Annotated in this window: 13 protein-coding genes; 9 read left to right on the top strand and 4 right to left on the bottom strand. The window is 49.5% G+C overall.

The features are described from left to right. Nucleotides 1–3: 3 nt before the first annotated feature. From GK108_RS20810 to GK108_RS20795, 4 genes are all read right to left on the bottom strand, one after another. Nucleotides 4–4,200, bottom strand: a complete 4,197-nt coding sequence (locus tag GK108_RS20810; RefSeq protein ID WP_163952692.1) for a DUF11 domain-containing protein — start codon at nucleotides 4,198–4,200, stop codon at nucleotides 4–6. Nucleotides 4,201–4,283: 83 nt separating this feature from the next. Beyond that, nucleotides 4,284–6,509, bottom strand: a complete 2,226-nt coding sequence (locus tag GK108_RS20805) for a hypothetical protein (protein ID WP_163952690.1) — start codon at nucleotides 6,507–6,509, stop codon at nucleotides 4,284–4,286. 146 nt (nucleotides 6,510–6,655) lie between these two features. After that, the gene (locus tag GK108_RS20800; RefSeq protein ID WP_163952688.1) at nucleotides 6,656–8,887 is read right to left on the bottom strand and encodes a hypothetical protein; all 2,232 of its coding nucleotides are present in this window, start codon (nucleotides 8,885–8,887) and stop codon (nucleotides 6,656–6,658) included. 12 nt (nucleotides 8,888–8,899) lie between these two features. Next, the gene (locus GK108_RS20795; RefSeq protein ID WP_163952686.1) at nucleotides 8,900–10,099 is read right to left on the bottom strand and encodes a sialidase family protein; all 1,200 of its coding nucleotides are present in this window, start codon (nucleotides 10,097–10,099) and stop codon (nucleotides 8,900–8,902) included. A 588-nt stretch (nucleotides 10,100–10,687) separates the two neighbouring features. On the opposite strand from GK108_RS20795, the gene GK108_RS20790 reads away from it, so the two are divergent. The 9 genes from GK108_RS20790 (at nucleotide 10,688) to GK108_RS20750 (ending at nucleotide 24,136) form a co-directional block, all read left to right on the top strand. Next, nucleotides 10,688–11,233 (top strand): RNA polymerase sigma factor, encoded by a 546-nt coding sequence (locus tag GK108_RS20790; protein WP_212592851.1) that lies wholly within the window; start codon nucleotides 10,688–10,690, stop codon nucleotides 11,231–11,233. A gap of 147 nt (nucleotides 11,234–11,380) precedes the next feature. Continuing rightward, nucleotides 11,381–11,608 (top strand): aminoacyltransferase, encoded by a 228-nt coding sequence (locus GK108_RS20785; protein ID WP_163952684.1) that lies wholly within the window; start codon nucleotides 11,381–11,383, stop codon nucleotides 11,606–11,608. 66 nt (nucleotides 11,609–11,674) lie between these two features. Next, complete coding sequence (locus GK108_RS20780) at nucleotides 11,675–15,079, top strand: SusC/RagA family TonB-linked outer membrane protein (RefSeq protein ID WP_394366284.1); 3,405 nt, start codon at nucleotides 11,675–11,677, stop codon at nucleotides 15,077–15,079. A gap of 62 nt (nucleotides 15,080–15,141) precedes the next feature. Beyond that, nucleotides 15,142–16,782 (top strand): SusD/RagB family nutrient-binding outer membrane lipoprotein, encoded by a 1,641-nt coding sequence (locus GK108_RS20775; RefSeq protein ID WP_163952680.1) that lies wholly within the window; start codon nucleotides 15,142–15,144, stop codon nucleotides 16,780–16,782. Between the two features lie 121 nt (nucleotides 16,783–16,903). Beyond that, nucleotides 16,904–18,268, top strand: a complete 1,365-nt coding sequence (locus GK108_RS20770) for a PhoPQ-activated pathogenicity-related family protein (protein WP_163952678.1) — start codon at nucleotides 16,904–16,906, stop codon at nucleotides 18,266–18,268. A gap of 102 nt (nucleotides 18,269–18,370) precedes the next feature. Beyond that, complete coding sequence (locus tag GK108_RS20765) at nucleotides 18,371–19,216, top strand: glycerophosphodiester phosphodiesterase family protein (RefSeq protein WP_163952676.1); 846 nt, start codon at nucleotides 18,371–18,373, stop codon at nucleotides 19,214–19,216. Nucleotides 19,217–19,457: 241 nt separating this feature from the next. Next, nucleotides 19,458–21,587, top strand: a complete 2,130-nt coding sequence (locus tag GK108_RS20760) for an outer membrane protein assembly factor BamB family protein (RefSeq protein WP_163952674.1) — start codon at nucleotides 19,458–19,460, stop codon at nucleotides 21,585–21,587. A 234-nt stretch (nucleotides 21,588–21,821) separates the two neighbouring features. Beyond that, complete coding sequence (locus GK108_RS20755; protein WP_163952672.1) at nucleotides 21,822–22,859, top strand: Gfo/Idh/MocA family oxidoreductase; 1,038 nt, start codon at nucleotides 21,822–21,824, stop codon at nucleotides 22,857–22,859. A 2-nt stretch (nucleotides 22,860–22,861) separates the two neighbouring features. Further along, nucleotides 22,862–24,136: an MFS transporter gene (locus GK108_RS20750; RefSeq protein ID WP_163952670.1), complete on the top strand. Its 1,275-nt coding sequence runs from the start codon at nucleotides 22,862–22,864 to the stop codon at nucleotides 24,134–24,136. The last annotated feature ends 33 nt before the right edge of the window (nucleotides 24,137–24,169 follow it).

The raw sequence follows: 24,169 nt of genomic DNA, 5'->3' as shown, positions 1-24,169 counted from the left end.
CGTTTATCGAACTCGTAAGCTTATCTGAGCCGTATCATCTTCGCCCGTATCAAAGCCGTTGCCTGGGTCAGAATCGACATCCTCCCAGTCGCAGTAGGTGATTCGGGCTTTAACCGGTTCGTCTACAGCTCCCGTAACCCGTGCCTGAAAACTGAACGATTGTGGCCAACACTCGTAGTAGCGACCACCGGTCAGCACAATAGTCTGGCCGTCCGCTACGAAATTTGTGCCGCTCACAAAGGTCAAACCGGAGGGCAACTGGCAGGTTACTTCAGGGCTTAGTAAGCGCCGATCGTCGTAGTTACCAAGTTGTACCGTTATCGTAATTACTTCGTTTAGGGTTGGTGCTACGTTGCTGGCGGACAGATTAAGACTTAGATCAACCTTATCAAATGGCAAAACGATTTTTTCCGTAGTCGGATTGGGTAGAACGGCAGGGTTAGGCTCCGGAGACGTATTGATCAACATGCCCGATTTCGTAGTTCGAAGATCGACCCAGCTCATATCGTCCTGCCCGTCATTAGTACCACTTCCCGGATACGAATCGGGATCGGGGTTATCGGAGGCCATGATCTGAGCCGACAACCGAAAAACACCTTCAGAGGTAGCAACGAGCTGAATCGTTTGATTGACACTACCACTGGCTGGGATGCTGGACAAGGTAGTCGTTAGTACCCCGCTATTGTTCTGGAAATTTCCACCATCAACTACCGCTAAGAAATTAGGTAATCGACTTTCAAGCTGTATGTTACGGGCCTCCTGTTTGCTGGCATTTTTTACCGATAGTGTTACCGAAACGGGCTGTCCCAACACGGGAGTGCGGTTACTAACCGCTATGTGTAGACTAAGGTCAGCTTCGGGCTGGTTGCTCACTCGAACAGTCAGGGAGGCTGATGGAGGGCTTAGGCATCCTTCCGAATTTTCACAGGTTGCCGTATAAAGAGTCGTTTGAGCAGGACTGACGACAATGGAACGCCCCGTCTGTCCATCCGACCATCGGACTGTAGGCCCGGCACATTCATCCGCAAACAACGTTGTAGAGCCTCCGTTCGTTATGAATAAATTGCTGGACCAGACTCGTGGAGCAGGAATTCCCACGACCAAGTCAACCGTATCGCGGGATATGCCGGATGCACAAACGCCACCCAGGGTTGTTGTTAATATATAGCGCCCTGCATTGGCCTGACTGGCGTTGGTGATGGATAGCGACGTAGCGTTTGATACGGAGCCGTCTGGTAATGTCCATTCATACGTAGTGTTGAGGCCCAGCGAGTCGGTATTATAAGGAGACCAACTAGGGCTAAGGGTATAACCGTTGCCCTGACACAGCGGGGGAGGATTCGTAGGGCCTCCGCTACCACCACCAATAACTGGGTAAACGCCTATGTACACGGGTGGCGTTTCGGCCTTGATGTTCGCAAAACTAACGCGCTTTCCTGCGCAATTCCCGCCATAAATTGTTGTTAGACTATAAACGCCAGCGGTTGCCGCTGAAACATGATCAAGCGTGAAACTGGAAGCGGAACTGGTAAAACCATTCGGGCCACGCCATTGATAGGAAACCACGTTAGCATTGGCCGGATTATTCGACGCGGCTATTCGAACACTGGCGCCCGGACAATACGTCTCGTTTTGAGCAATGCCACTGATTGGACTAGCTGAGACATAGCTAAACGGGGAGCCGACGTTGATTTCTCGTGTGGCGGTATATACGCCACTGCATTCCCCTGTTGCGGTTGCTGTCAGACTATAGAGTCCTGACGCTAATGATGTAGCCGTTGGTATTGTTGGCTTTTGTTCTGTGCTGGTAAAACCGTTGGGGCCACTCCATTGGTAGGAAACAGCGGATCGATTGGAGGGGAAATCGGTTGGATTTTGGAAGAAAAGTGGATAAACCTCAAATGATGTACCTGGACAGTACGATTCACCCCGAATAGACTGATCGGTTGATTGGCTAAATACACTCAATGACGGTTTCCTAAGTCGAATCTGCTTACTTGCCGTAACCGTACCGCTGCATCCGCCTGAAAACGTTGCGGTTACGCTGTAGAGACCAGCTGAAGCGGGTGTTACGTTCGTTAAGGTAAAGCTCTTAGCTGAACTGGTGAAACCGTTGGGCCCACTCCACTGATACGTAGCGTATACGTTTATAATCGTGTAATTAATAGTTGGACTAGCTTCTAAGGAAAGCTGGCCGCCTTCGCAGGCGTATGTGCCGCTTGATATAAAAACCGATGGCGGACCTATCGCTATGGTTCGGGAGCCGGTTGCCAAACAGCCTGTTGGCGTCGTGGCCGTAACACTATAAGTGCCAGCCATACTGGGTATTACATTGGTTAGCGTAAAGCTTTCGGCATTACTTGTGAATCCATTCGGGCCACGCCACTGATAAGAAGTAGAGGGGGGAGGGGAAGAAAGGATTGCCATCCGAACGGTATTCCCCGGACAGAATGCAAGGGCTGGCTGGTTATTTTCCAGATTATAACTGCCTATCGCTACTGTAGCATTACCAATCGTTACCTGTGCGGTGGCAATATTGGAGCAACCTCCGGGAAAGGTGGCCGTTACGCTGTAAGTACCTGTCATGGCTGAGGTGGCATTGGTAAACGTAACACTTGATGCCTGGCTGGTGAAACCGTTGGGGCCACTCCATTGGTAACTAATACCTGCTGCAGAAGAGGATGCAACAAGTCGGAAACTACTGCCAGGGCAATAGGTATTAAATGAGTTACCACTCAAACCAGTTATGTCGGTGCTGTACACAAAGAGGGAGGGTGTGCCAACCGATATGGTTTGTGAGGCTATTATTGGGCTTGTACAACTACCTGATAACGTAACGGTAACACTATAGATTCCGGCCATGGCTGGAGTTACGCTGGTAAGCGTAAAGCTCTTGGTTGAACTGGTAAATCCATTGGGGCCACTCCACTGATACGTAGCATTTGTGGAGTTAAGTGTAAAGGCCTCCATCCGGATTGCTGTGCCAGGACAAAAACTGCTTCCTGGCGAGTTGGTTTCAGCGGCATAGGCTGTTATGGAGGCAGTAGGCAAGCCAATCGTCACCTGAGCGGTAGCTGTATTGGAGCATCCACCAGAAAACGTAGCTGTAACGCTATAAGCGCCTGTCATGGCTGAGGTGGCATTGGTAAACGTAACACTTGATGCCTGGCTGGTGAAACCGTTGGGGCCACTCCATTGGTAACTCGTGGGGGCGCCACCGCTTGAAACAGCCACTCGAAAGCCGCTGCCTGGACAGAATGTATTGACGGAGCTGCCTCCCGAGCTATTCGGTTCTGAACTGTAGGCAAAAAGGGATGGTGAGCCAACATTAATTAATTGCGTTGCTGTAGCCGTACCCGTACAATTGCCGGAAAAGGTAGCTGTTACAGTGTAACTGCCCTGCATGCTGGTTGTGGCATTGGCCAGCGTGAAGCTTTGAGCTGTACTGGTAAACCCATTGGGCCCACTCCATTGATACGTAGCGGAGGTGCCTGTTGGAAGGGAGGTTATCGCCTGTATTGCTATACTCTCACCCAGACAAATAGAACCAACTATCTGAGGATTTGGTCCTATCGAAGAGGCTGAAGTATAAACAAAGAGTGAGGTGTCATAGATACGTACTGTGTCCCTACCAACACCACAATTGTTGGGATAAGTGGCTTCGAGTATATACAGTCCTGTGGCCCCTTGCGACACGACTGGATTACGCTCGGTACTGGTGAATCCATTAGGCCCTGTCCAGAAATAAGTTGCCTGATTCCCGCTATAGGCTTCATCCGGGTAAGCGACAAGTGATAAACTGGTAGGACCACAAATTGAGCGACTTGGGTACGTGTATTGACCATCATAAACAAGGGCCATTGGTTTGGATGTACCAAGACTAGCTGTTTTTGAGGCAGTCACTGAACCTTGAGTCGTGCCCGTAAATGTCATGGTTACTGAGTAGACACCTGTCGAAGTTGCCGATGCAGGAACCGTTAAAGCATTACCGCTCGTGTTGATTAGTCCGTTGGGGCCAGACCATCGGAAACTTACCTGGGTGCCGGATGGAGGGACTGTATAAGCCGCCGAGAAATTAAATGTTTGCCCGTCGCACACGGGACTATTCGAGTTAAGGGCAAAATAAGATGGGTACGATTGACCAAAAATAGAAGACACAACCGTCAGGGAAACGGCCAAAAAACAGTAAAGAAAGCGCATAAACGACAGGAAAAACTATGGCCAAAACTACCGCGAAATCAGCCGCTCTCCTACATTTATATATTTTTTGGAGTATCGTTACATCATCTCACAATTGGGGCGCTGATTACGCCTAGATATCGTCCCATCCAGTAGGGTAACAGGAACGTATCACCGGCACTTAATTCGCTGACGACCTTGTCGGGACGATCCAGTCTGAATAAATTCCGGTTGTGTTTCAGCTCGGGGCGTTCATCGGGTGGAAGCACTTCCTGAGTGGTTTGCCTTCGAAAATTGTCGGGAATGAAGACAAGGTCCTGCCGGTGGCTGTTCAGGACTGGCCATTCGATCATGTCCAGCGGAAATTCCTGTAGGTACCAGATTGTTTCTGATAAGTCGAACGATTTAGCTCCTGTCATAGCATAGCAAAGATTCCAGAGCCCGTTTTTTTCGGGGCGCTCGAATTGCCAGTGATCGTTGATGGCTTCAGCATACTTTGCTTTCAGTTCGGGCGTGAACGCATAGGGATATAGGCACCAATAGCCCAGAAAATACATTTCATCGTCGGAGTGATTCCAGCCATCCGATAGTTCCTTGCTGTGTGCGTCGGCGTCGGTAGGGGCGTAGCCAATCGCCTTCATTGGACGTAACAGATTATCGAGATAACCATGTTTTTCCATCAGCTCATAAGCCTTCTGTTTGTAAATAGGTTTTTTCGTGAAATGGTAAGCGGCCTGTAGAAATCCGATGATATTGGACGAACTGAGCTTTCGGTCGCCCACATTAATCGGGAATCCATTCACGTAGCTGGGATTCCATTTTCCCCAGAGTGTTGGTTTGCCGTCAGTATCGATCAGGTACCAGTCATTCGTTATGATGTTGGTCATGAGCTTGTCCATCAGGGTAATAGCCCGTTTTCTGATGTCGCCATCCAGCAACTCGGCGATCAGCGTGAGGGTAAACATCTGCCCCACCGTCTGGTCGCTGCTGGTAGTGCCCCGCCAGTCCCAGGCCGGGTCGTTGGCATGATTCCAGCCTTTGTTCAGGCCACCGTTCTTACTGTTCTGATACCCCCGGCGTTCAATGCCCCGGCCAAAAAAGCCATCCATACTTGTAATCGTGAACAACCGCTCCATCGCGTCGAAGGATTCCAGGCAGTTTTGCCGCGCTTGCTGATCGCCCGTGACTTTATAGCGAAACAACTGACTGACCAGATACATAGACGTCCAGAGGTTGTCGCTCTCGCGTATACCTAGCTGAGTGGTGGATAAATCGCCGTTACGTATCATCACTTCGTCGCAGTTGAAGCCGTAGCGGATATGTCGTTGACGTACCTGCTGCTCATACCGGAACGCTTTTCCTTCAAGGGTCATTAACTCGAATTGAATACAACCCAAGCCTTTGTTTGTCAGAAGTAAAACAGAACCGTCTGGACCGTCCGAAATAGACGTGACAGTATTACCGGGCAGCCACCGCTCACCGTAATAGTAGTTGAATTTACCACCGGGACGTAGCATAAATGCGCCCTGCGTGGAGCCAAACCACAAGTTCCCATGTACGGATGCTATGGCTGTTATCTGTGGACACGGTAACTTTTGCTGGATACCGCCAATGGGTGTGAATGAATTGGTATCCAGTACGTAATAGCCATTTTTTGTGCCGATAATTGCTTGTTGGCCAGTAAGTTCAAAGCAGGTAAGGTCAGTTCCTCGAAAAACGGTGTCGAGTTTGCCATCGGTCCAATTTACGATATTCAATGAATGATTGCCCAGCACCCAAAGGCGGTTATGAACCTTATCGAAACGTAGCATGCGGACCTGATCATCACGTAGTGAAAGTTCCCATAATACCTTCTCATCCTGAAAAGCCTTTAGTTGTGTTCCATTGGAAACCGCGAAGGCTGTCGAGCTGGTTGTTTCACAAAACAACGTAGCGTCGGGCATGCCGTGTTGAATAAACAGTTTTCCGGCCCAGGCATTGCTGAAAATGGCTACGTTGTCGAGGTAAACGAATTGATTATCGACGCGTCTGATCACCTTAATGACCCGGTCGGCCATGGGTCGATAGGATTGATCCGGGACGAGGGTGCCGGGATACTGAAGCTGGCCGCCACTCGTTCGCCATAATCCCGTTGATGAAAGAATCTGAATCCGCCCATTTCGATCAGAAACGGCATTTGTGAGGGCAGACGTAGTGTCTGGCGAATAGTATTTAACGCTATAATCCTGTAGGTATGGTACGTCCCGGTACACTGTCGACTGAGCCGAAGCAACGGAACATACCAACAGGGCAACTAGCCAATAAGAGCCCAATCGCGATAGAAAAGTCATAGAGGTTTCTTTTTCGACAGGATTTACATGATCAACATGATTATTGATGCGGGAACAAGTTTGTAAAGGTGATAGCCGACTTTACAAACTTGTTCCCGCATCAATAATCCTATTAATCCTGTCGAAAAACGTATGTTGTTAAGCTATCATTTACCAACGGGTGCGCCGATGACGCCCAGATAGCGACCCATCCAGTAGGGGAGTAACCATATATCACCCGCACTATGCTCTGAGGTTCCGTTGCCCTTTTTGCGGTCTAAGCTGAACCGATTGCCATTGTGTCGCTGGATTGGTGTTTCGTCGGGCGGAAGTACGTTTTTCGTGGTCTGCTTCCGGAAATTTTCCGGTACTAACTCAATGTCTTCCCGGTCGCTGTTGATAATCTCCCAGTCGATCAAATCGAGCGGATGTTCCTGCAAATACCAGATAGCCTCGGGTAGATCAAACGTTTTGGTGCCCGTCAGTGCCGTGAAAATATTCCAGGCACCTTCTTTTTCGGGGCGTTCGGCTTCCCAATGGTCAAGAATCGCCTGTTTGAATTTAGCTTTTAGTTCGGGCGTAAAGGCATAGCGATACAGCCCCCAATAGCCCACAAAATACATCTCATCGTCGGAGTGGTTCCAGCCGTCCGACATGTGTTTGCTGTGTTCGTCGGCATCGTCCGGCGCCTTCCCAATCACACTCATTGGGCGCATCAGGTTTTCCAGATAGCCGTGTTTGTTCATGAGTTCGTACGCTTTCGCCTTATACTTCTCTTTTTTGGTAAAATGATAAGCCGTCTGGAGCATGGCGATAATGTTGGACGAGTTCAGTTTCCGATCGCCCACGTTAATGGGGAAGGCATTGACATAGGTCGGATTCCACTTACCCCACATGGTTGGCTTGCCATCAAAATCAATTAAATACATATCATGCGTGATGATGTGGCTCATCAGCGTATCGATCAGCGTAACGGCCCGCCGTTTTAAATCGGTATCATCGACCAGTTCGGCCATGGCTCCGTAGGCAAAGACATGACCAATAACTTCGTCGCTGCTGGTAGTCGATTTCCAGTCCCAGCCCGGTTGTGGCGAGGGCTGCCAGCGCTCTGGGTCGCTAAGTTTGGCAATATAACCCGCTCGTTCGAACGAGCGCGCCGGAAAACCCGGAACGGGCGTAATGCTATAAAGTCGTTCCATCGCGTCCAGCGATTCGCGGCAGTTTTGCAGGGCGTCTTTATCTTTTGTAACGGCGTATCGGAATATTTCTCCGGCCAGGTACATGGATGTCCAGAGACCATCGTTATCGGAATCTTCCAGGTAGCCGGTGGCCAGATCGCCTTTGGTCATCTGGCTCAGTGTTGCGTTAAATCCGTTTCGGATATGGCGGCTACGGACCTGTTTGTCGTAGAATGCTGCTTTTTCGGCCAGCGTCATAGATTTATATTCGATCCGGGCAAGTCCGGAGGTAGTGAGTACCAACACACTTTTCTCGGGGCCAGCCACAATCTGTACAACTTGATTGCCCGGTAACCAGCGTTCGCCGTTGTAGAAATCGAACTTACCATCAGTACGTAGCGCAAAGGCCCCTTTCGACGAGCCAAACCATAGTCTTCCATTAACGGTCGCTACGGTCGTGATGTCCGTACTGGGTAGTTTTTGATGGATACTGCCAACCTGTTTTTTGCTGGCTGGATCAACTTCCAGATAACCATCGTTCGTACCAATAATGACTTTCTGCGGGCTAGGGCTTAAGGCAAACGACGTAAACCCTGAGCCGCTGATAACCTTCGTCAGTTTTTTGTCTTTCGGAGAAAACGTATGTAGTGACTGTTTGCCCAGCAACCAGAACTGATTAGCCTCGGGCTGGAAACGGATAGCGAGTAGTTCGTCGCCTGAGAAATCGCCTTTCCAGGCAATTTTGTTGTCTTTTAGAAAATGAATTGCCTTGCCATCCGACACCAGAAAAGTAAACTGGTTGCCCGTGGCCAGCAGTCGGGCCTGCGGTAGCTGGTGTTCGATAAATAGTTTCCCGGCCCAGGCATTGCTCAGGACGGCACGATTGTCGAGATAAACAAGCTGATTGTCGTAGCTGTCGATGGCTGTAATCCGCATATCCTGCATGGGTCGGTAGGAACGGTCAGCAACCAGCGTGCCCGGCTCCAGAAACTGCCCGCTGGATGGATGCAGTAACCCTTCGCTTGACAGTAGCTGAATCGTACCATTTCGGTCGGATGCCAGGCCGGAAAGTGTTACGTTCGGTTTGTTGAGATAGTATTTAACGCTATAGTCCTGTAAAAAAGGCTTGTCCTGATGAACCGTTTGAGCTAACGCCAATTGCCCAGCACTAAGGGAAAACGAAAGTAAAGCACAAATGAATGAGGTACGAATACGTAGCATAGGGGTGAATGTTCAGTTCCGGGTGAGTTTACGCGGGTCAACGACCACGTAGTTAATCGATTTCTGTGTTGAGCTGGGATGGTACGAATAAGTCATGTGCAGCAGCCCGTCGGGCGTTTGAATCAACGACGGATAGGAGTAGCCCCCCTGATCGGGCGAATGGTCTTCAATACGGGTTTTCCAGGGCCACGTTTTGCCTTCATCGTCCGATACATAGAGACTAAGACGATAGCGGCCATCATCAACGTCGTTGCCTAAAAAAGCCCATCGGCCATCCCGCAGAACCAGCGCTTCTACGCTGGCAGTGTTAGGAATATCGGTCTTGATGGTAGCTGTCCAGGTTTCGCCCTGATCGCTGGATTCGCTTTGGTGGACGCGGGTGGGGCCGTCGCCACTGTCGCGCATGTAGGCGACCAGATGACCGTTCTTTTTCTGGACCAGTGCTGGTTGGATAGGCCCGCGACCAACTACCGGTAAACCAGGGTGCCACGTAGCGCCATCGTCGTCTGAAATGGCCATCAACGACAGATTGAACCCATCCGAATACAGGGGCAAAACAATTCGGCTGGTCCCCAGGAGTATCGGTTTGATTCGTGTCATCCAGCCAATACTACGTTTCATCGGGTCAAGGCTGGCTTCTTTGATCTGGTCGTCATAGCGTGGTGCGTAGCCAGCCCAGCCAACGGAATGGTCGGGTAATTTTTTTAACTTGGCCGCTAGTTCCTCGGCAAACCGATTGTCGGGTTTAAGCAAAATATTGTCCTGCCAGTTCCAGACGGGAGCCCCGGTTTTCAGATAATCCGTTGAGGTTCTTACCCGTAGTATCGACGACTCCCATCGATTGGCCTGAACAGCAATCCAGACCAGGAATAACTTACCGGAATGGTTCAGAAACAAAACCGGGTTGCAGTCGGGAATGCCAGGGGTATCGGCCATCAGAAACGGCTCACTCCAGGATTTGTCGCCTTTTTTCAATCGGGCCCCCATAATTTTTACATCGTCGGCGTTACGTTCTCCGCTACCGCAAAACCAGGCTGCCAGAAAATCGCCGTTTGGCAAATGAACAAGGCTGCTGCCATGGACGTGTTTTTCCTGAACCGGAAAAATTAATTGTGTTTGCAGACTGGCCTTTTCCGGAGATTGACCAGATACTAACGTACTGGTATATACGAGCCAGAAAAGCAGCCAGGGTATTCGTTGCAAAAGAGACATAGCCTATAAAGTCAGTTAGGGACTCAAAAGTCAGTGGCGGGAGCATGATAAGGTCGACGCTGGCTGTCGGTTCTCATCATGTGTTTAGTTCATATACGCCATTCAGAAGCGATCAGGCTATTCGGGGTTGGGTAAAATTTAGTAGTTAGACCTAAGACAAGCCGTTTGACGATTAATAAATGATCAAGATTGTATTATGTAATTGTGAAATCGATAAAATCTTGGCTCTAGTAACTGACTGATAGTTAGCCCACAATTGACATGGACTATTCATCCCGGTTACCTGATTATTAAATTCAACCGTTTTGCGCAAATTGACGGTTATTTTACGCAAAGTGCGAAATTAATTCGAAAATAAGCTAGTTAAATTTGTCTCTGTATGGTAGATATATCGGAATAAAATTTTGCTATATAGCCATGTCCTTCCTTATATATATATAATAACCGGGTTGAGCCAAATATTTTTTTGAATCATGGTTTAAAAATAATATTTGGTTTTTGCGGCACAATATCAATAATTATTCTTGGTATTGTACTAAATGAAAAATTTAATTGCTCACCACTTTTCGTACCTCACTCCTTTTACGTATGACTATCAACTACTCAATCGACAGTATTCTTACTAAAGTTGTTCAGGGCGATCAGGAGGCTTTTGGTACATTGTACAGGCACTATCGTACGCCAGCGCTTAAATTTTGTATCTATCTGCTGAAAGATCAGGAGGACGCGGAGAACATGGTACACGACGTATTTATTAAAATATGGGATAAACGAGCTCAGATTAATCCGACGCTTAATTTTAGCTCCTATCTGTTTACCTGTCTTCGCAACACGGCCTTTGATTATTTAAAACAGCTGGAGAAAAATCAGCAGTTACGGCAGCGGTATCTGGAACGTATCGACCCCATACAGCCAGAGGAAGAAGACGATCAGGAAGTCAGAATGGAACGCCTGCAACTGGCCATCAATACGTTGTCTGAAAAGCGCAAGCTCATCCTATTATTGAGCATTGAAGGTGGGAAGTCGTACCAGGAAATTGCTGAACTCCTGCGAATTTCAAAAAATACGGTTAAGAATCAACTCGTCAAAGCCAAACAACTGCTGCGCGAAAAAGTCGATTTGACACTTGCTTAACCTCTTTCTGATCGAATTCTTTGGCTGGCCAGCCTTCGGTCAGCCAATCGCTACGGCACTCATTTCCAATATAAAATAAATGTTACGTGATAGTCCTTTTCTGGGGCTCAATCGTACTATATGCGAACTGCCTAAACGATAGATGTGATGGCAATGCATCGCAGCAAGTATTTAATCGATCAACTGATCAATCGTCGACTGACGCAGGAAGAGCTGGACGAATTTCTGGCCGGACTACATCAGGAGGCCGAGTTACAGGCTTATTCCGATCGTCTGGAAGCGTACTTCAACGAACTACTGAAGCAAAACCAACCACCACTCAACACAGAAGAAAACGTATCGAGGTTGTTGAACGAGATCAAGTTCAGACCCTGATCAATGCTAATACCCATTTCAAGTCAATCTCTGTTGTACAGCTTACTATTAGCGAGAATGAACACAATGTCTACCAAACACTTACTGGTCAAGCACACCCGGGCCCTGGCTCTGCTGGTTGGTCTGTGCCTGACGAATCTGCTAGCCGGAGGACTCGCGTATGCTAAACCTCCCCGAACCATCACCGGCACCGTTACGCTGGCAACCGATGGGCAACCCATTGCGGGCGCTAACGTCCTGATAAAAGGCACACAAACGGGCGCTATTACCGATAAACGGGGAGCCTATTCCATTTCTGTTAACGACAACGACGCGGTGCTGGTGTTTTCCTTTATTGGTCATAAAACACAGGAGGTTGTGGTTGGTACTAAATCCATAATCAACGTAACGCTGGAAGAAAATAATGAAGTCCTGAACGAAGTGGTGGTTACGGCGCTGGGAATCAAGCGTGAAGCGCGTTCGCTGGGTTACGCGGTCGGCGAAGTTCAGGGCAAAGACCTGAGCCGGGTGGCACAGGAGAACGTACTGAACTCGCTGGCAGGCCGAGTACCAGGTGTTCAGATCAGTACGACTGGCCCAACGGGTTCGTCGGTTAGTATGATTATTCGCGGTGCCAAATCGCTCAATACCGATAATCAGCCATTATTTGTGGTCGATGGCGTTCCTATTGCCAATACGTTGAATAACGTGAGTCAGATCGGTAGCGATAACCGGGTCGATTACGGGAACGCTATTTCGGATATTAACCCGGAAGACATCGAAAATATTTCCATTCTGAAAGGCCCCAGTGCTGCGGCTCTCTATGGTTCGCGCGCGGGTAATGGTGTCGTGCTGATTACAACAAAAAGCGGCTCCCGGTCGCAACGTATGACGGTATCCGTTACGTCGAATACCGTGTTCGATCAGCCGTATCGCTACCTGAAAATGCACAAAAAATTTGCTACCGGCGAACTGCCGTTTACACCCGACAATAACCCTTATCCGGGCGGCATTTTACAGATCAATGAAAGCTCGTCCGGTGGGGTTGGCCCTGAACTTGATAAAGGCTATAATGCCATCCAGTGGAATAGCCCAACTGATGCAAACGGCAATAAAATAGCTACACCCCTGGTGTCGCACCCCAACAACGTCAGCGATTTTGTCCGTACGGGCATTACGAGCACCAACGGCGTTTCTATTTCGAACAATTCGGACAAAATAACGTATCGGGTATCCTACTCGAACATGAGCAGCCGGGGTATTATTCCAAACTCCGATTTGTTTAAAAATACGCTGGGTATCAATACGCTGCTTCGCGTGAATGACAAATTATCGTTAAGTACCAACCTCGATTTTAGCCGCAACAACTCAAACAACCGACCTGCTGGCGAGCGCGGAACCAACCCAATGCAGTGGGCTTATGCCGTGAGCCCGCACATCGATATCAATGACTTACGCAACTATTGGGTGCCGGGTAAAGAAGGCTTGCAGCAACAATCACAAAGTATTGGTAATTACAACAACCCCTGGTTTCTGGCGTATGAGGTCAATAACAGCTTTGTGCGGGATCGGGTGTTTGGCAATCTGAAAGCTGATTGGCAGATAACTCCTGAGATTAAACTGATGGGACGCTACGCGCTCGATACGTATCAGGAGCAGCGCGAAACGAAAATTGCCAAGAGTTACACGGGTGAACCAAACGGCGCTTACGGGTTAATTAATCTGAAACGATACGAACGTAACGCCGACTTCCTGGCTACGTATACCAAGCGTTTTAATGCCGTGGGCGTCGTGATTTCGGCGGGCGGCAATAATCGCTACTCGCAATCGAGCGATATTAGCACCAGCAGTAAAAATGGCGCAGGATTGATCATCCCTGGTTTATATACGATCCAGAATATTGCCCCTAACAATCTGGTTTATAACAACTATCTCTATAAACGAGCTATCTACAGCGTATACGGTACGGCAAATCTGGACTATAAGGACATGATTTACCTGGATCTGACGGCCCGTAACGATTGGTCGAGTACGTTACCTGCCAACAACCGTTCTTATTTCTATCCGTCGGCATCGTTGAGCGTACTGCTGAATGAAATGTTTCATTTACCGAAGCAGGTCGATTTATTCAAGGTCCGGGCCGGATGGGCGCAGGTTGGTAATGATGCTAATCCATACAGCCTGTATCCTACGCTGGCCGATGCGGGTGCCTGGAACGGTATAACACGCTTATCTAAGACAGGCAGTATCTTACTGCCGAATCTAAAACCTGAAATTGCTACGTCTTACGAGGTCGGTATCGACTACAATATGTTCCGAAATCGGCTTCGGTTCTCAGGCACGTACTACGTATCGGAAAACCGCAACCAGATTTTACCAACGCAGATTGCACCATCTACCGGATTTACAACCAAAAATATTAACGCCGGATTGCTCGAAAGCCGGGGTGTTGAGTTGTCGCTGGGCGGAACGATTGTTGACAAAGGCGGACTCCGTTGGGACCTGACCGGGAACTTCACCAAGAACGTAACGCGGATCAAAGAGCTTGCCGATGGGCTTCCATTCTATACGTTGTGGACAGATGCCAAAGGGGGCGCGTGGACCTACGTTGGCGATAAGGTTGGTGATATTTACGATGCCGAAATCATTACGGTAACTGATCCATCGTCTAAATACTTCGGTTACCCGATCCTGGACAACGATGGGTCCTGGCAGAGCAAAAGCGCCACCAATTCGAAGAACAAAATCGGAAACTTCAACCCGAACTTCATGCTGGGCGCGCAGAGCACACTTTCTTATAAAGGCTTTACGCTAAACTTCTCCCTCGACTGGCGGTCGGGTGGTCAGTTTGTGTCGCAGACGTATCGGTATATGGAATCGGATCTGCGCTCACAGCGATTCCTGGATAACCTGATTAATCCGGGTGGGCGTTCGGGTGATGAGCTTCGCAACTGGCTGGTCGCCAATGCCGACGAAAATATCAAAATTAGCGGAAACCGCTTCCCGATTGTGGGTGGCCCAACGGCCGAATACGGCGGATTTCCTTACGAATTCGGGGGTAAATCCTATGCCTATGGCGTATTTAATCCAGGCGTGATTGCGCAATATGATGCGCAGGGGAACATTACCGGGTACACCGAAAATCTGGGCGGCTCTGGTACGAAGATCATTCCGTACGGTGATAATTATCCGTGGAGTTTCACACGGGCTGCTACGTTCGATGCCGATTTTGTGAAACTTCGCGAGATTTCGCTGGGCTACGAAATTCCGGCCAGGTTCGTTAAGTCGATTGGGTTGCAGAGCGCCAATTTCTCGGTCTACAGCCGGAATATCATTCTGTGGACAAAGGCTAAAATTAATGTGGACCCTGAAATGGCATTCCAGCCTCAGTCTAGCCCGCAGGCCGGAACGCAGTTCAAACAGGGTATTGAGCGCTATAACGTAATGCCCTGGGTTATTCCGGTTGGTTTCAAACTTGGTCTCACGTTTTAAAAAGTCATAAACCCACGGCAACGTCCGACGATGCCGTGGGGTGAAACATAAACTATTCAGCTATGAACAATATACTCAAAAAGAGCGCAGTGCTGACCGTTCTGGTTTTCTCGTTCTTTTCCTGTAAAGATCTGACGGAATTAAATGTAAACCCGAATGGGGTTCAGCCCGAGCTGGTGAATCCGAATCTGGTGTTGCCTACCGTGCTCAGCGAAACGGGCAAAGCCGTCGTTAACCTGGGTTTTCAGGATATTGCGGGTGTGGTGCAGCACACGCAGAAAGATGCCTGGTTTAGTAGTCATAACGATTACGATTGGGGTGGCGATCAGAGCTGGACGCCGTATTACGATCTGCTGCGTAACAACGACTTGCTCTATCAGCGGGCCGTAGCGATGAATCTGGAATACCATCAGGGGGTTGCACTGGTGATGAAATCCATGATTTTTGGACTCATAACCGATATATGGGGCGATGCTCCTTACACGAATGGGCTGAAAGGAGAGCAGGGAGGAGCCGACTTCATTACGCCTAAATACGATGATCAGCAGACAATTTACACCGGTATTCTGTCGGACCTGGACAAAGCGGCTACGTTGCTCTCGAAGCCCAAAGCGTCGTATTCCAGTATTGTCGAAAACACTGATTTTTACTACAACGGCGATCCGGCAAAATGGCAGAAGCTGGCTAACTCATTGAAGTTGCGCTACCTGATGCGTATTTCGGCCAAGCAGCCCGACGTGGCGAAAGCCGGTATCGAAAAAATTATGGCCAACCCAACGCAATACCCCATTATTGACGATGCGTCAGCCGATGCAACGATGGCGTATGCGGGCAATAATTCCGGCGACTCCTGGCCGTCGAATACGGTTTATGACGTGAGTGGTAGTAACTATCGACGCCTTAAAATGTGTACTACGTTGGTTAAACCGATGCAGGCTACCAATGATCCTCGTTTGGCAGTCTGGGCCAAGAAAGTCGAAATTCCGTTGGCGGTCGATGCTACGTTACCCGCCGGAACCGATAAAATTGTGAACGGAATCCGCTATTTGTCGCCCGATAAAGTAGGTACAACAGCCATTGATACCGATCCGAACTACGTCGGTCTGCCGCCGAGTGTGTCGCAGTTGCCTTCCGGGTACAATTTCAACCCAACACCGGGACAGACATCGTACAACCCGCACGTTTCGTACCTGAACGAAATCTATATGCAGGCGAAAGGAACTTTGCTGAAGGCACGATTGATGTCGGCAGCGGAGGTTCATTTTATTCTGGCCGAAGCCGCACAAAAAGGTTGGGCGGCTGGCGACGCCAAAACACATTACGAAGCGGCTATCAAAGCGTCGCTAACGGCCTGGGGATTAACTAGTAGCTACAATACATTTATCGCTCAGAAAGGGGTTGCTTATGACGGAACACTAGCGCAGCTCATCGGTCAGAAGTGGATAGCCAGCTGGACAAATGCTACGGAAGCCTGGTTCGATTATCGTCGGACGGGTTTGCCGGTGCTGACGCCTGGTCCGGCTGCCAAGCGTAAGGCGTTGCCGCTACGTTTCTATTACATGCGCGACGAGTTGAATCTGAATAAAACCAACTCAGGAGCCGCCATCGAGAAGCTGGAAACGACCGCCAATTCGCAGTCGGATGGTAAGAACAGTGCCTGGTCGAAAGGCTGGCTGGTTCAGGGAACAGGTAAACCTTGGTAAGTTTTTAATTTAGAGTGTATAGTTTATGGTTTGTGGTTTATTGTTTATGGTGGCTGGCGCGAGACTTGCTGATGCGCCATAAACCACAAACCATAAACTATGCACTAAAAATACACTACGTATGAAACGATATGTTTGGAAAGGTATGGTGGCTGCTACGTTGGTAAGCGCCCTGTTTGCCTTTGAGGTGCATGAGCCGAAGACGGATGGCGTCACGCCATCTACCGCCCTGGAAAGTTACCTCCATAACGATGATAAGTCGTTCAAGTGGGAAGTGAAAGACACGCATAGCTTTGGCGATATTACGGCCCATGAGGTGTTACTGACGTCGCAGACCTGGCGAAACCACATCTGGAAGCACCAGCTGACGGTGCTGGTTCCGAAAGAGATCAACACCGATGGTGCTCTGCTCTTTATAACGGGTGGATCGGTGAAGAATGGTGAGCCAAACTGGAATGGTCACGATGATACGTTCAACAAGGCGATCAGTGCATTGGCTTCTAAAAATAAGGCCGTTGTTGCGGTACTTCGACAAACGCCCAACCAACCGCTCTACGGTGATCTGAAAGAAGACGCGCTGATTTCGTACACCCTGCATCAATTCAAGAAAGACGGCGACTATACATGGCCGTTGCTGTTTCCAATGGTGAAAAGTGCGGTTCGGGCGATGGACGCTGTTCAGGAGCTGGGAAAGCAAACGTTGCATAAAGACATCAATCGATTTGTAGTGTCGGGCGCGTCAAAACGGGGCTGGACAACCTGGCTGACGGGGGCCAGCGACAAACGGGCTGTAGCCATCGCGCCAATGGTGATCGATGTGCTGAACATGCCCGTCAATCTGGATTACCAGATGAAAAGCTGGAATAAATACAGCGTCGAAATTGACGACTACGTGAAGCTGGGTATTCCGCAGACGGTTCATAGCGAAGGTGGCAATGCCATTACGGAAATGATTGATCCGTATTCGTATCGGAAAAAGCTGACCATGCCCAAAATGCTGTTCATGGGGACGAATGATCCGTACTGGACAGTTGATGCGATCAAAAACTACATCGGCGATATTCCGGGCGACAACTACGTCCACTACGTACCAAACGTAGGGCATGATCTTGGCGATAAACGCCAGGCACTGGAAGCGCTAAATGCCTTCTTCGGCGCCACACTGACCAAACAGCCGTATCCGGCCTGTAAATGGAACGTAACGTCTACCAAAAAAGGACTTGACATTGCCATCAATGCTACGTCCGATAAACTGGAGGACGTAACGGTTTGGTCGGCGAATTCAACCGATATGATTTTTCAGGATGAGAAGTGGGAAGGTAAAAGCCTCGGCATAAAGAATAAAAACAAGTTTACCGTTACGGAAGCCTTTCCGGCATCGGGTTATCGTGCGTTTTATGTCGATCTCAAGTATAAATCGCCGACTGGCGGTACGTATACCGAAAGTACGCGGATGTTTATGACCGACGCGCATCAACTGAAATAAGAATTTACCGTTTTCACCTATGTCTTCAAGACATGGCATAGGTGATTAACACCCCAATAGTCAGTAAATGCTATGTCTAGCGTAGCTGGAATTTTTAAGCGAATGCGTACCGTACTAGTATTAGCAGGACTACTCTGTGGGTCCTTTTTGCCTTCATTTGGTCAGCAGCGACTGCAAACCCTGCATCAGTACCTGGCCGATTCAACCACCATTCTGGTGGCCGCCCATCGTTCCGTTCATCACCTGCATCCCGAGAATTCAATACCTGCGTTTCAGGCGGCCCTGGATTTAGGCGTCGATATCATCGAAACCGACGTCAAGGTAACAAAGGATGGTATTCCGGTGCTGATGCATGATAAAACGATCAACCGGACCACGAACGGAACGGGCAACCCGGAGGAACAAACATTGGCCGAACTACGTCAGTTTTTTCTAAAAGATGCCAGTGGCCAGTTAACCACTGAAAAAATACCGACGCTCGAAGAACTGCTTCGGCTCACGAAAGGGAAAATCCTTATCGATCTGGACATGAAAACAGACCATGTCGAGCCGGTGCTGGACGTAATCCGAAAAACGGGTACGAAAGATCAGATCATTTTCTTCGATGACGACGTTGCCATGCTGAAGCGTATCCAACAGCGTGATGCTACGTATCGGTTAATGCCACGGGCTCATTCGTACGCTAATGCCGATTCGCTGCTGCGTTGGTTCAGCCCCGCCATTGTCCATATTGATTTCACCTTTTATAACCCAGCCGTTACGCAGCTCATCAGACAGCACCGATCCCGAGTCTGGATCAACGCGTTGGGCGAACCCGATCAATTACTGAAAAGGGGGCAGAGCCAGGAAGTGATGACAAAACTACTGGCTAATGGAGCCAATGTAATCCAGACCGATGAGCCAGCGCTGTGGCTGACGTTGTTAACATCGAAAGGCCTTCACCCATAAATTGCCACCGAAAACTGGATTGACAAGGTTGACTTGTCATCTGGATGTGCTACTAGAAGTAGCCTACTGAGGTTTCTCCAAAGCACCGGATTACCCAGTCAGGGCTCGTTTTCTGATCCGTTGATAGTCAGAAAATGAGCCCTGACGTATCATTTGTCAGTTATTGAATAGTATGAAGATCAGGTCAAATACTTTTCCGATAGTATGAAATACGTTGCCTAACGTAACGGATTGTTTTAGGATGAAGTATTTGATAGGGTTAGGGACATTGAGTCTGTTAGCAGGATTGGGCTTTTCGCAATTGTCGACTCCGGCTGATGTGAACTGGGCGGAATATAACGGCGACGGTTCCCGGAGTCATTATTCGCCGTTAAACCAGATTACGGCCGACAATATTAATCAGTTGACAGTAGCCTGGACGTATTCGTCGGGCGGGGCCGATACTGTCAACAACCGGACCCAGATGCAATGCAATCCGATTGTTATTAACGGAGTCCTTTACGGCGTATCGGCTAATACACAGGCGTTTGCTGTCGATGCCGCTACGGGAAAAGAAATCTGGAAAACTCACTTGACCGATAATGGGGGCACCACCAGCCGGGGGGTGACGTACTGGGTCGATGAGAGTCAGGGCGCCCAATCGAACCCGCGAATACTATTTGGTGCGGGTAAATGGCTTTATGCGCTCGATGCCCGTACTGGGCAGTTGATCGACAGTTTCGGCCAGCACGGACGTATCGATCTTAAAGTAGGTATCGAACGGCCCGGTGGCGATAACTACGTACAGCCCAATACACCCAATACGATTTACAAAAACCTGCTCATTGTAGGCGCACGGCTGGCCGAAGGCGAAACCGCGTTGCTGGGCGATATTCGGGCGTATGACGTTCGGACGGGTCGCCTGGTGTGGGCATTTCACACGATTCCACAGCCGGGTGAGTTTGGGTACAACACCTGGGCTCCTGCCAAACCGCGCGAACGGCTGGGGGGGGCTAATGCCTGGATGGGTATGGCGATCGACCGCGAGCGGGGAATCGTGTTTGCACCAACCGGATCAGCAGCTTATGATTTTTACGGCGGTAATCGCAAAGGTGATAATCTGTTTGCCAATTGCCTCATCGCGCTGGATGCGAATACCGGTAAACGACTCTGGCATTTTCAGTTTGTGCATCACGACATCTGGGATCGTGATCCACCCGCTCCACCCAACCTGCTAACCGTTACGCATAAAGGCCCTGATGGTCGGCCTCAACGGATCGACGCGGTAGCTCAGACAACCAAACAGGGACATGTTTTTGTGTTTGATCGGGTTACGGGAAAACCGCTGTTCCCGATTGTCGAAACCAAATTTCCGACCGACGGAATCGCGGGCGAGTTCCCAAGTCAGACACAACCCATTCCGCAGAAACCCGCTCCGTTTACCAAACAGACATTTACTGAACCGGATATCAATACGTGGGCATCGAACCGGGAGGAACTGGTTGCTACGTTAAAAAAAGCCCGCACCGGTAGTGCCTATATTCCGCTTACGTCCGAGATGACGATCTTTTTTCCGGGTACGGATGGCGGAGCGCAGTGGGGCGGTTCGGCTACCGACCCGTCGGGGGTGATGTATATTCCGGCTAAACAGAACCCCTGCTTTTCGTCATTAGTGAAGAAAGAACAACCAACTGGTGATGCATCGGTAACGGGGGCGCAACTGTATAACCTCCGATGTGCGGCCTGTCATGGTGCCGACCGCCGGGGTAATCACGACGGCTCGTATCCATCCCTGTTGGCCATCGACAAGCGCTTGTCGGCCAGTGCTGTTCATCAGGTCTTGCAAAAAGGAAGAGGCATGATGCCATCATTCTCGCACCTGCCCGATAAGGAGCGTAACGCCATTGTCGATTTCCTGTTTAACAAAACCGTTGCCCCACAGACCGTAAGTGTGCAAAAGGGCGGATTGCCGTATCAGCATACGGGTTATAATCGGTGGTACGATAGCAAAGGCTACCCCGTGAGTAATCCGCCCTGGGGAACATTGACAGCTATTGATCTGAATACGGGAGAACACCGCTGGCAGGTGCCGCTGGGCGAATATAAAGAATTGACCGCTAAGGGAATCCCGCCGACCGGAACGGATAATTATGGCGGGCCCCTGGTGACTGGAAGTGGCTTGTTGTTTATTGCCGCCAGTAAGGATGAGCAGTTCCGGGTAATGGACACTAAAACAGGCAACATTATCTGGCAAACGCAACTTCCGGCGGCCGGCTATGCGTCGCCCAGTACGTACTCAGTACGTGGTAAACAGTACGTAGTAATCGCCTGTGGTGGAGGTAAATTGAACACCAAATCGAGTGATAAATACGTAGCGTTTGCGTTGCCCTAAAGGTAAATCCACAATCTATCTCTTCATTCAATAGCTAATTTGGTTGGGGTTTCTGGTAGATGGTAAATATGGTTTGTGTTTACGCTATTTACCACCCTCAACCCCTCCTGTTTTAGGAGGGGTTGAGGGTGGTAAGGTCAAAACCATACAAGATTAGATTCAGGAGAGGGGAGAGATTCATAGCGTAATACCACACAAACTGAAAACTATAATTGAAAACTATAAACAGTAAGAATGTCTAAAGTCGTACATGTCGGTATTGTGGGATTTGGGTTGTCGGGTCGGTATTTTCATACACCGTTTCTATCAGTCAATCCGAAGTTTAACCTGAAGAAAATTGCCAGTAGTCGGCCCGAAGCTGTACAGGCGTTTGATCCATCGATTGAGTGGGTAGCAACGGCCGAAGAACTATTCGCCGATCCGGATATTGACCTTGTTTTTATCTGTTCGCCCAACGATACCCATGTAGACTATGCCCGAAAGGCACTGCGGGCGGGTAAAAACGTGGTTGTCGAAAAACCATTCGCGCTCACTGAAAAAGAGGCCGTGGAACTGCTACAGTTGGCTGAGGATAAGCATTTACTGGCAACGGCCTTTCAGAACCGACGGTGGGATTCGGACTTTCTGACCATTAAACGATTGTTGGCCGAGGGAGTACTCGGTACGCTGATCGATTATGAAGGCCGTTACGATCGGTTTTCGCCCATCGACCCAAATGCCCGTAGCTGGAAAGAACAGGCTGGGGTTGGTCGGGGAAACTTGTATAATCTGGGGCCGCATATTCTTGATCAGGCGCTGCATTTATTTGGTACGCCCGAAACCGTTCAGGCCAGCGTGCGCATGATACGTCCAGGTAGTCAGGTCCATGATTATTTTGACATTAAGCTAGGCTACGCCGATAAAAACGTTCGGCTGGAATCCAGTCTGATGGTTTATCAAAACCAATTGCGGTATAGCCTGCATGGAACCGACGGATCGTTTATTAAAGGAGGCCTGGATGTTCAGGAAGAGCGACTTCGAATCAATGAACTACCCGATCAGGCTGAGTGGGGAGCAGAACCGCAGGATCGATGGGGAACGTTGTATCGGAGTGGCCAGACTGACGTAATAGCCAGCGAAGCTGGAAATTATACCCCTTTTTACGATAATCTGTACGACGTAATCGTCAATGGAGCAACGCCATACGTAACGCCCGCCGATATTCAGCGACTGGCCCGCGTGATCGATCTGGCCCAGGAAAGCAGTCAATCTCAGCGTACCTTGACCTATTAATTATGACCAATTACCGCTGGCGAATTGTTGGCTTACTCTTTGTTGCCACCACCATTAACTATCTGGATCGGCAGGTAATCAGTCTGTTAAAACCCACCCTGGAAACCGTTTTCGACTGGACGGAAACCGATTATAGTCATATCGTAATGGCTTTTCAGGCGGCCTATGCGCTCAGCTACGTCGTGTTTGGGCGGCTGATCGATAAAATCGGGGCTAAGGTGGGCTATCTGGTGGCCGTTAGTTTCTGGAGCGTAGCGGCCGTACTTCATGCTGTTGCCACCAGTACGTTCGGATTTGGCATCTATCGTGCCCTGTTAGGACTTGGCGAGGGAGGTAATTTCCCGGCAGCGGTAAAATCAGTAGCAGAGTGGTTTCCTCGTCAGGAACGGGCGCTGGCCACCGGAATCTTCAACTCTGGCACCAATATCGGAGCGGTTGTCGCGCCAATCATGGTGCCCTGGGTGCTGGGCGCTTACGGCTGGCAGGTAGCTTTTATTCTCACGGGTATGGTTGGATTTATCTGGCTGATTTTCTGGTGGTGGGGCTACGAAAGTCCACAACGACACAAACACGTATCGGCTCAGGAACTGGCTCATATCATGCATGATAATGACGCTTCTGCCGCTGGTGCGATACGCTGGATTGATCTGATTCGGATTCGCCAGACCTGGGCGTTTATCCTGGGAAAACTGCTAACTGATCCGGTATGGTGGTTTTTTCTGTTCTGGTTACCGTCTTATTTTGCGTCGTCGTTTAATCTTGATCTGAAAAAGCCGAGTATGCCGCTCATTGTTGTCTACACGGCCGCTACCATCGGCAGTGTAGGGGGCGGCTATTTGTCGGGTTATTTCATCCGTCGCGGTTGGACGATCAATCGGTCGAGAAAGACGGCTATGATGCTCTATGCGTTATGTATTGTTCCGATCATGTTAACACGCTACGCTACGTCGATCTGGGAGGTGGTTGGTTTGTTGAGTCTGGCTGTAGCGGCCCATCAGGCCTGGAGCGCCAATCTATTTACTTTGGTGTCCGATATGTTCCCTAAAAATGCGGTTAGCTCGGTCGTTGGATTAGGAGGGATGGCCGGGTCTGTTGGGGGGCTTCTATTCCCAATGGTGGTGGGGGCGCTGCTCGACAATTATAAAGCACTGGGCGATATCACAACCGGCTACAACTACCTGTTTATTCTGTGCGGGAGCGCCTACGTATTGGCCTGGTTATGTATTCATCTGTTTGCCCCGGCCATGAAACCCGTTACGTTGTCGGATGGAAAGTAGTTTTTCAGGACAGGATTAACATATTCTGTAAAT

It is taken from the genome of Spirosoma terrae, from assembly GCF_010435915.1.
GTDB classification, from domain to species: domain Bacteria; phylum Bacteroidota; class Bacteroidia; order Cytophagales; family Spirosomataceae; genus Spirosoma; species Spirosoma terrae.
Note: the sequence above shows the minus strand (reverse complement) of the source record. Positions and strands in the feature narration are given on the sequence as shown.

Bases quoted from the DNA above. Each gene is read 5' to 3' on its own strand.
- GK108_RS20765 (WP_163952676.1), top strand. From the start codon at position 18,371: ATGCGTACCGTACTAGTATTAGCAGGACTACTCTGTGGGTCCTTTTTG.
- GK108_RS20750 (WP_163952670.1), top strand. From the start codon at position 22,862: ATGACCAATTACCGCTGGCGAATTGTTGGCTTACTCTTTGTTGCCACC.
- GK108_RS20800 (WP_163952688.1), bottom strand. From the start codon at position 8,887: ATGCTACGTATTCGTACCTCATTCATTTGTGCTTTACTTTCGTTTTCC.
- GK108_RS20775 (WP_163952680.1), top strand. From the start codon at position 15,142: ATGAACAATATACTCAAAAAGAGCGCAGTGCTGACCGTTCTGGTTTTC.
- GK108_RS20785 (WP_163952684.1), top strand. From the start codon at position 11,381: ATGGCAATGCATCGCAGCAAGTATTTAATCGATCAACTGATCAATCGT.
- GK108_RS20770 (WP_163952678.1), top strand. From the start codon at position 16,904: ATGAAACGATATGTTTGGAAAGGTATGGTGGCTGCTACGTTGGTAAGC.
- GK108_RS20760 (WP_163952674.1), top strand. From the start codon at position 19,458: ATGAAGTATTTGATAGGGTTAGGGACATTGAGTCTGTTAGCAGGATTG.
- GK108_RS20810 (WP_163952692.1), bottom strand. From the start codon at position 4,200: ATGCGCTTTCTTTACTGTTTTTTGGCCGTTTCCCTGACGGTTGTGTCT.
- GK108_RS20790 (WP_212592851.1), top strand. From the start codon at position 10,688: ATGACTATCAACTACTCAATCGACAGTATTCTTACTAAAGTTGTTCAG.
- GK108_RS20755 (WP_163952672.1), top strand. From the start codon at position 21,822: ATGTCTAAAGTCGTACATGTCGGTATTGTGGGATTTGGGTTGTCGGGT.
- GK108_RS20805 (WP_163952690.1), bottom strand. From the start codon at position 6,509: ATGACTTTTCTATCGCGATTGGGCTCTTATTGGCTAGTTGCCCTGTTG.
- GK108_RS20795 (WP_163952686.1), bottom strand. From the start codon at position 10,099: ATGTCTCTTTTGCAACGAATACCCTGGCTGCTTTTCTGGCTCGTATAT.
- GK108_RS20780 (WP_394366284.1), top strand. From the start codon at position 11,675: ATGTCTACCAAACACTTACTGGTCAAGCACACCCGGGCCCTGGCTCTG.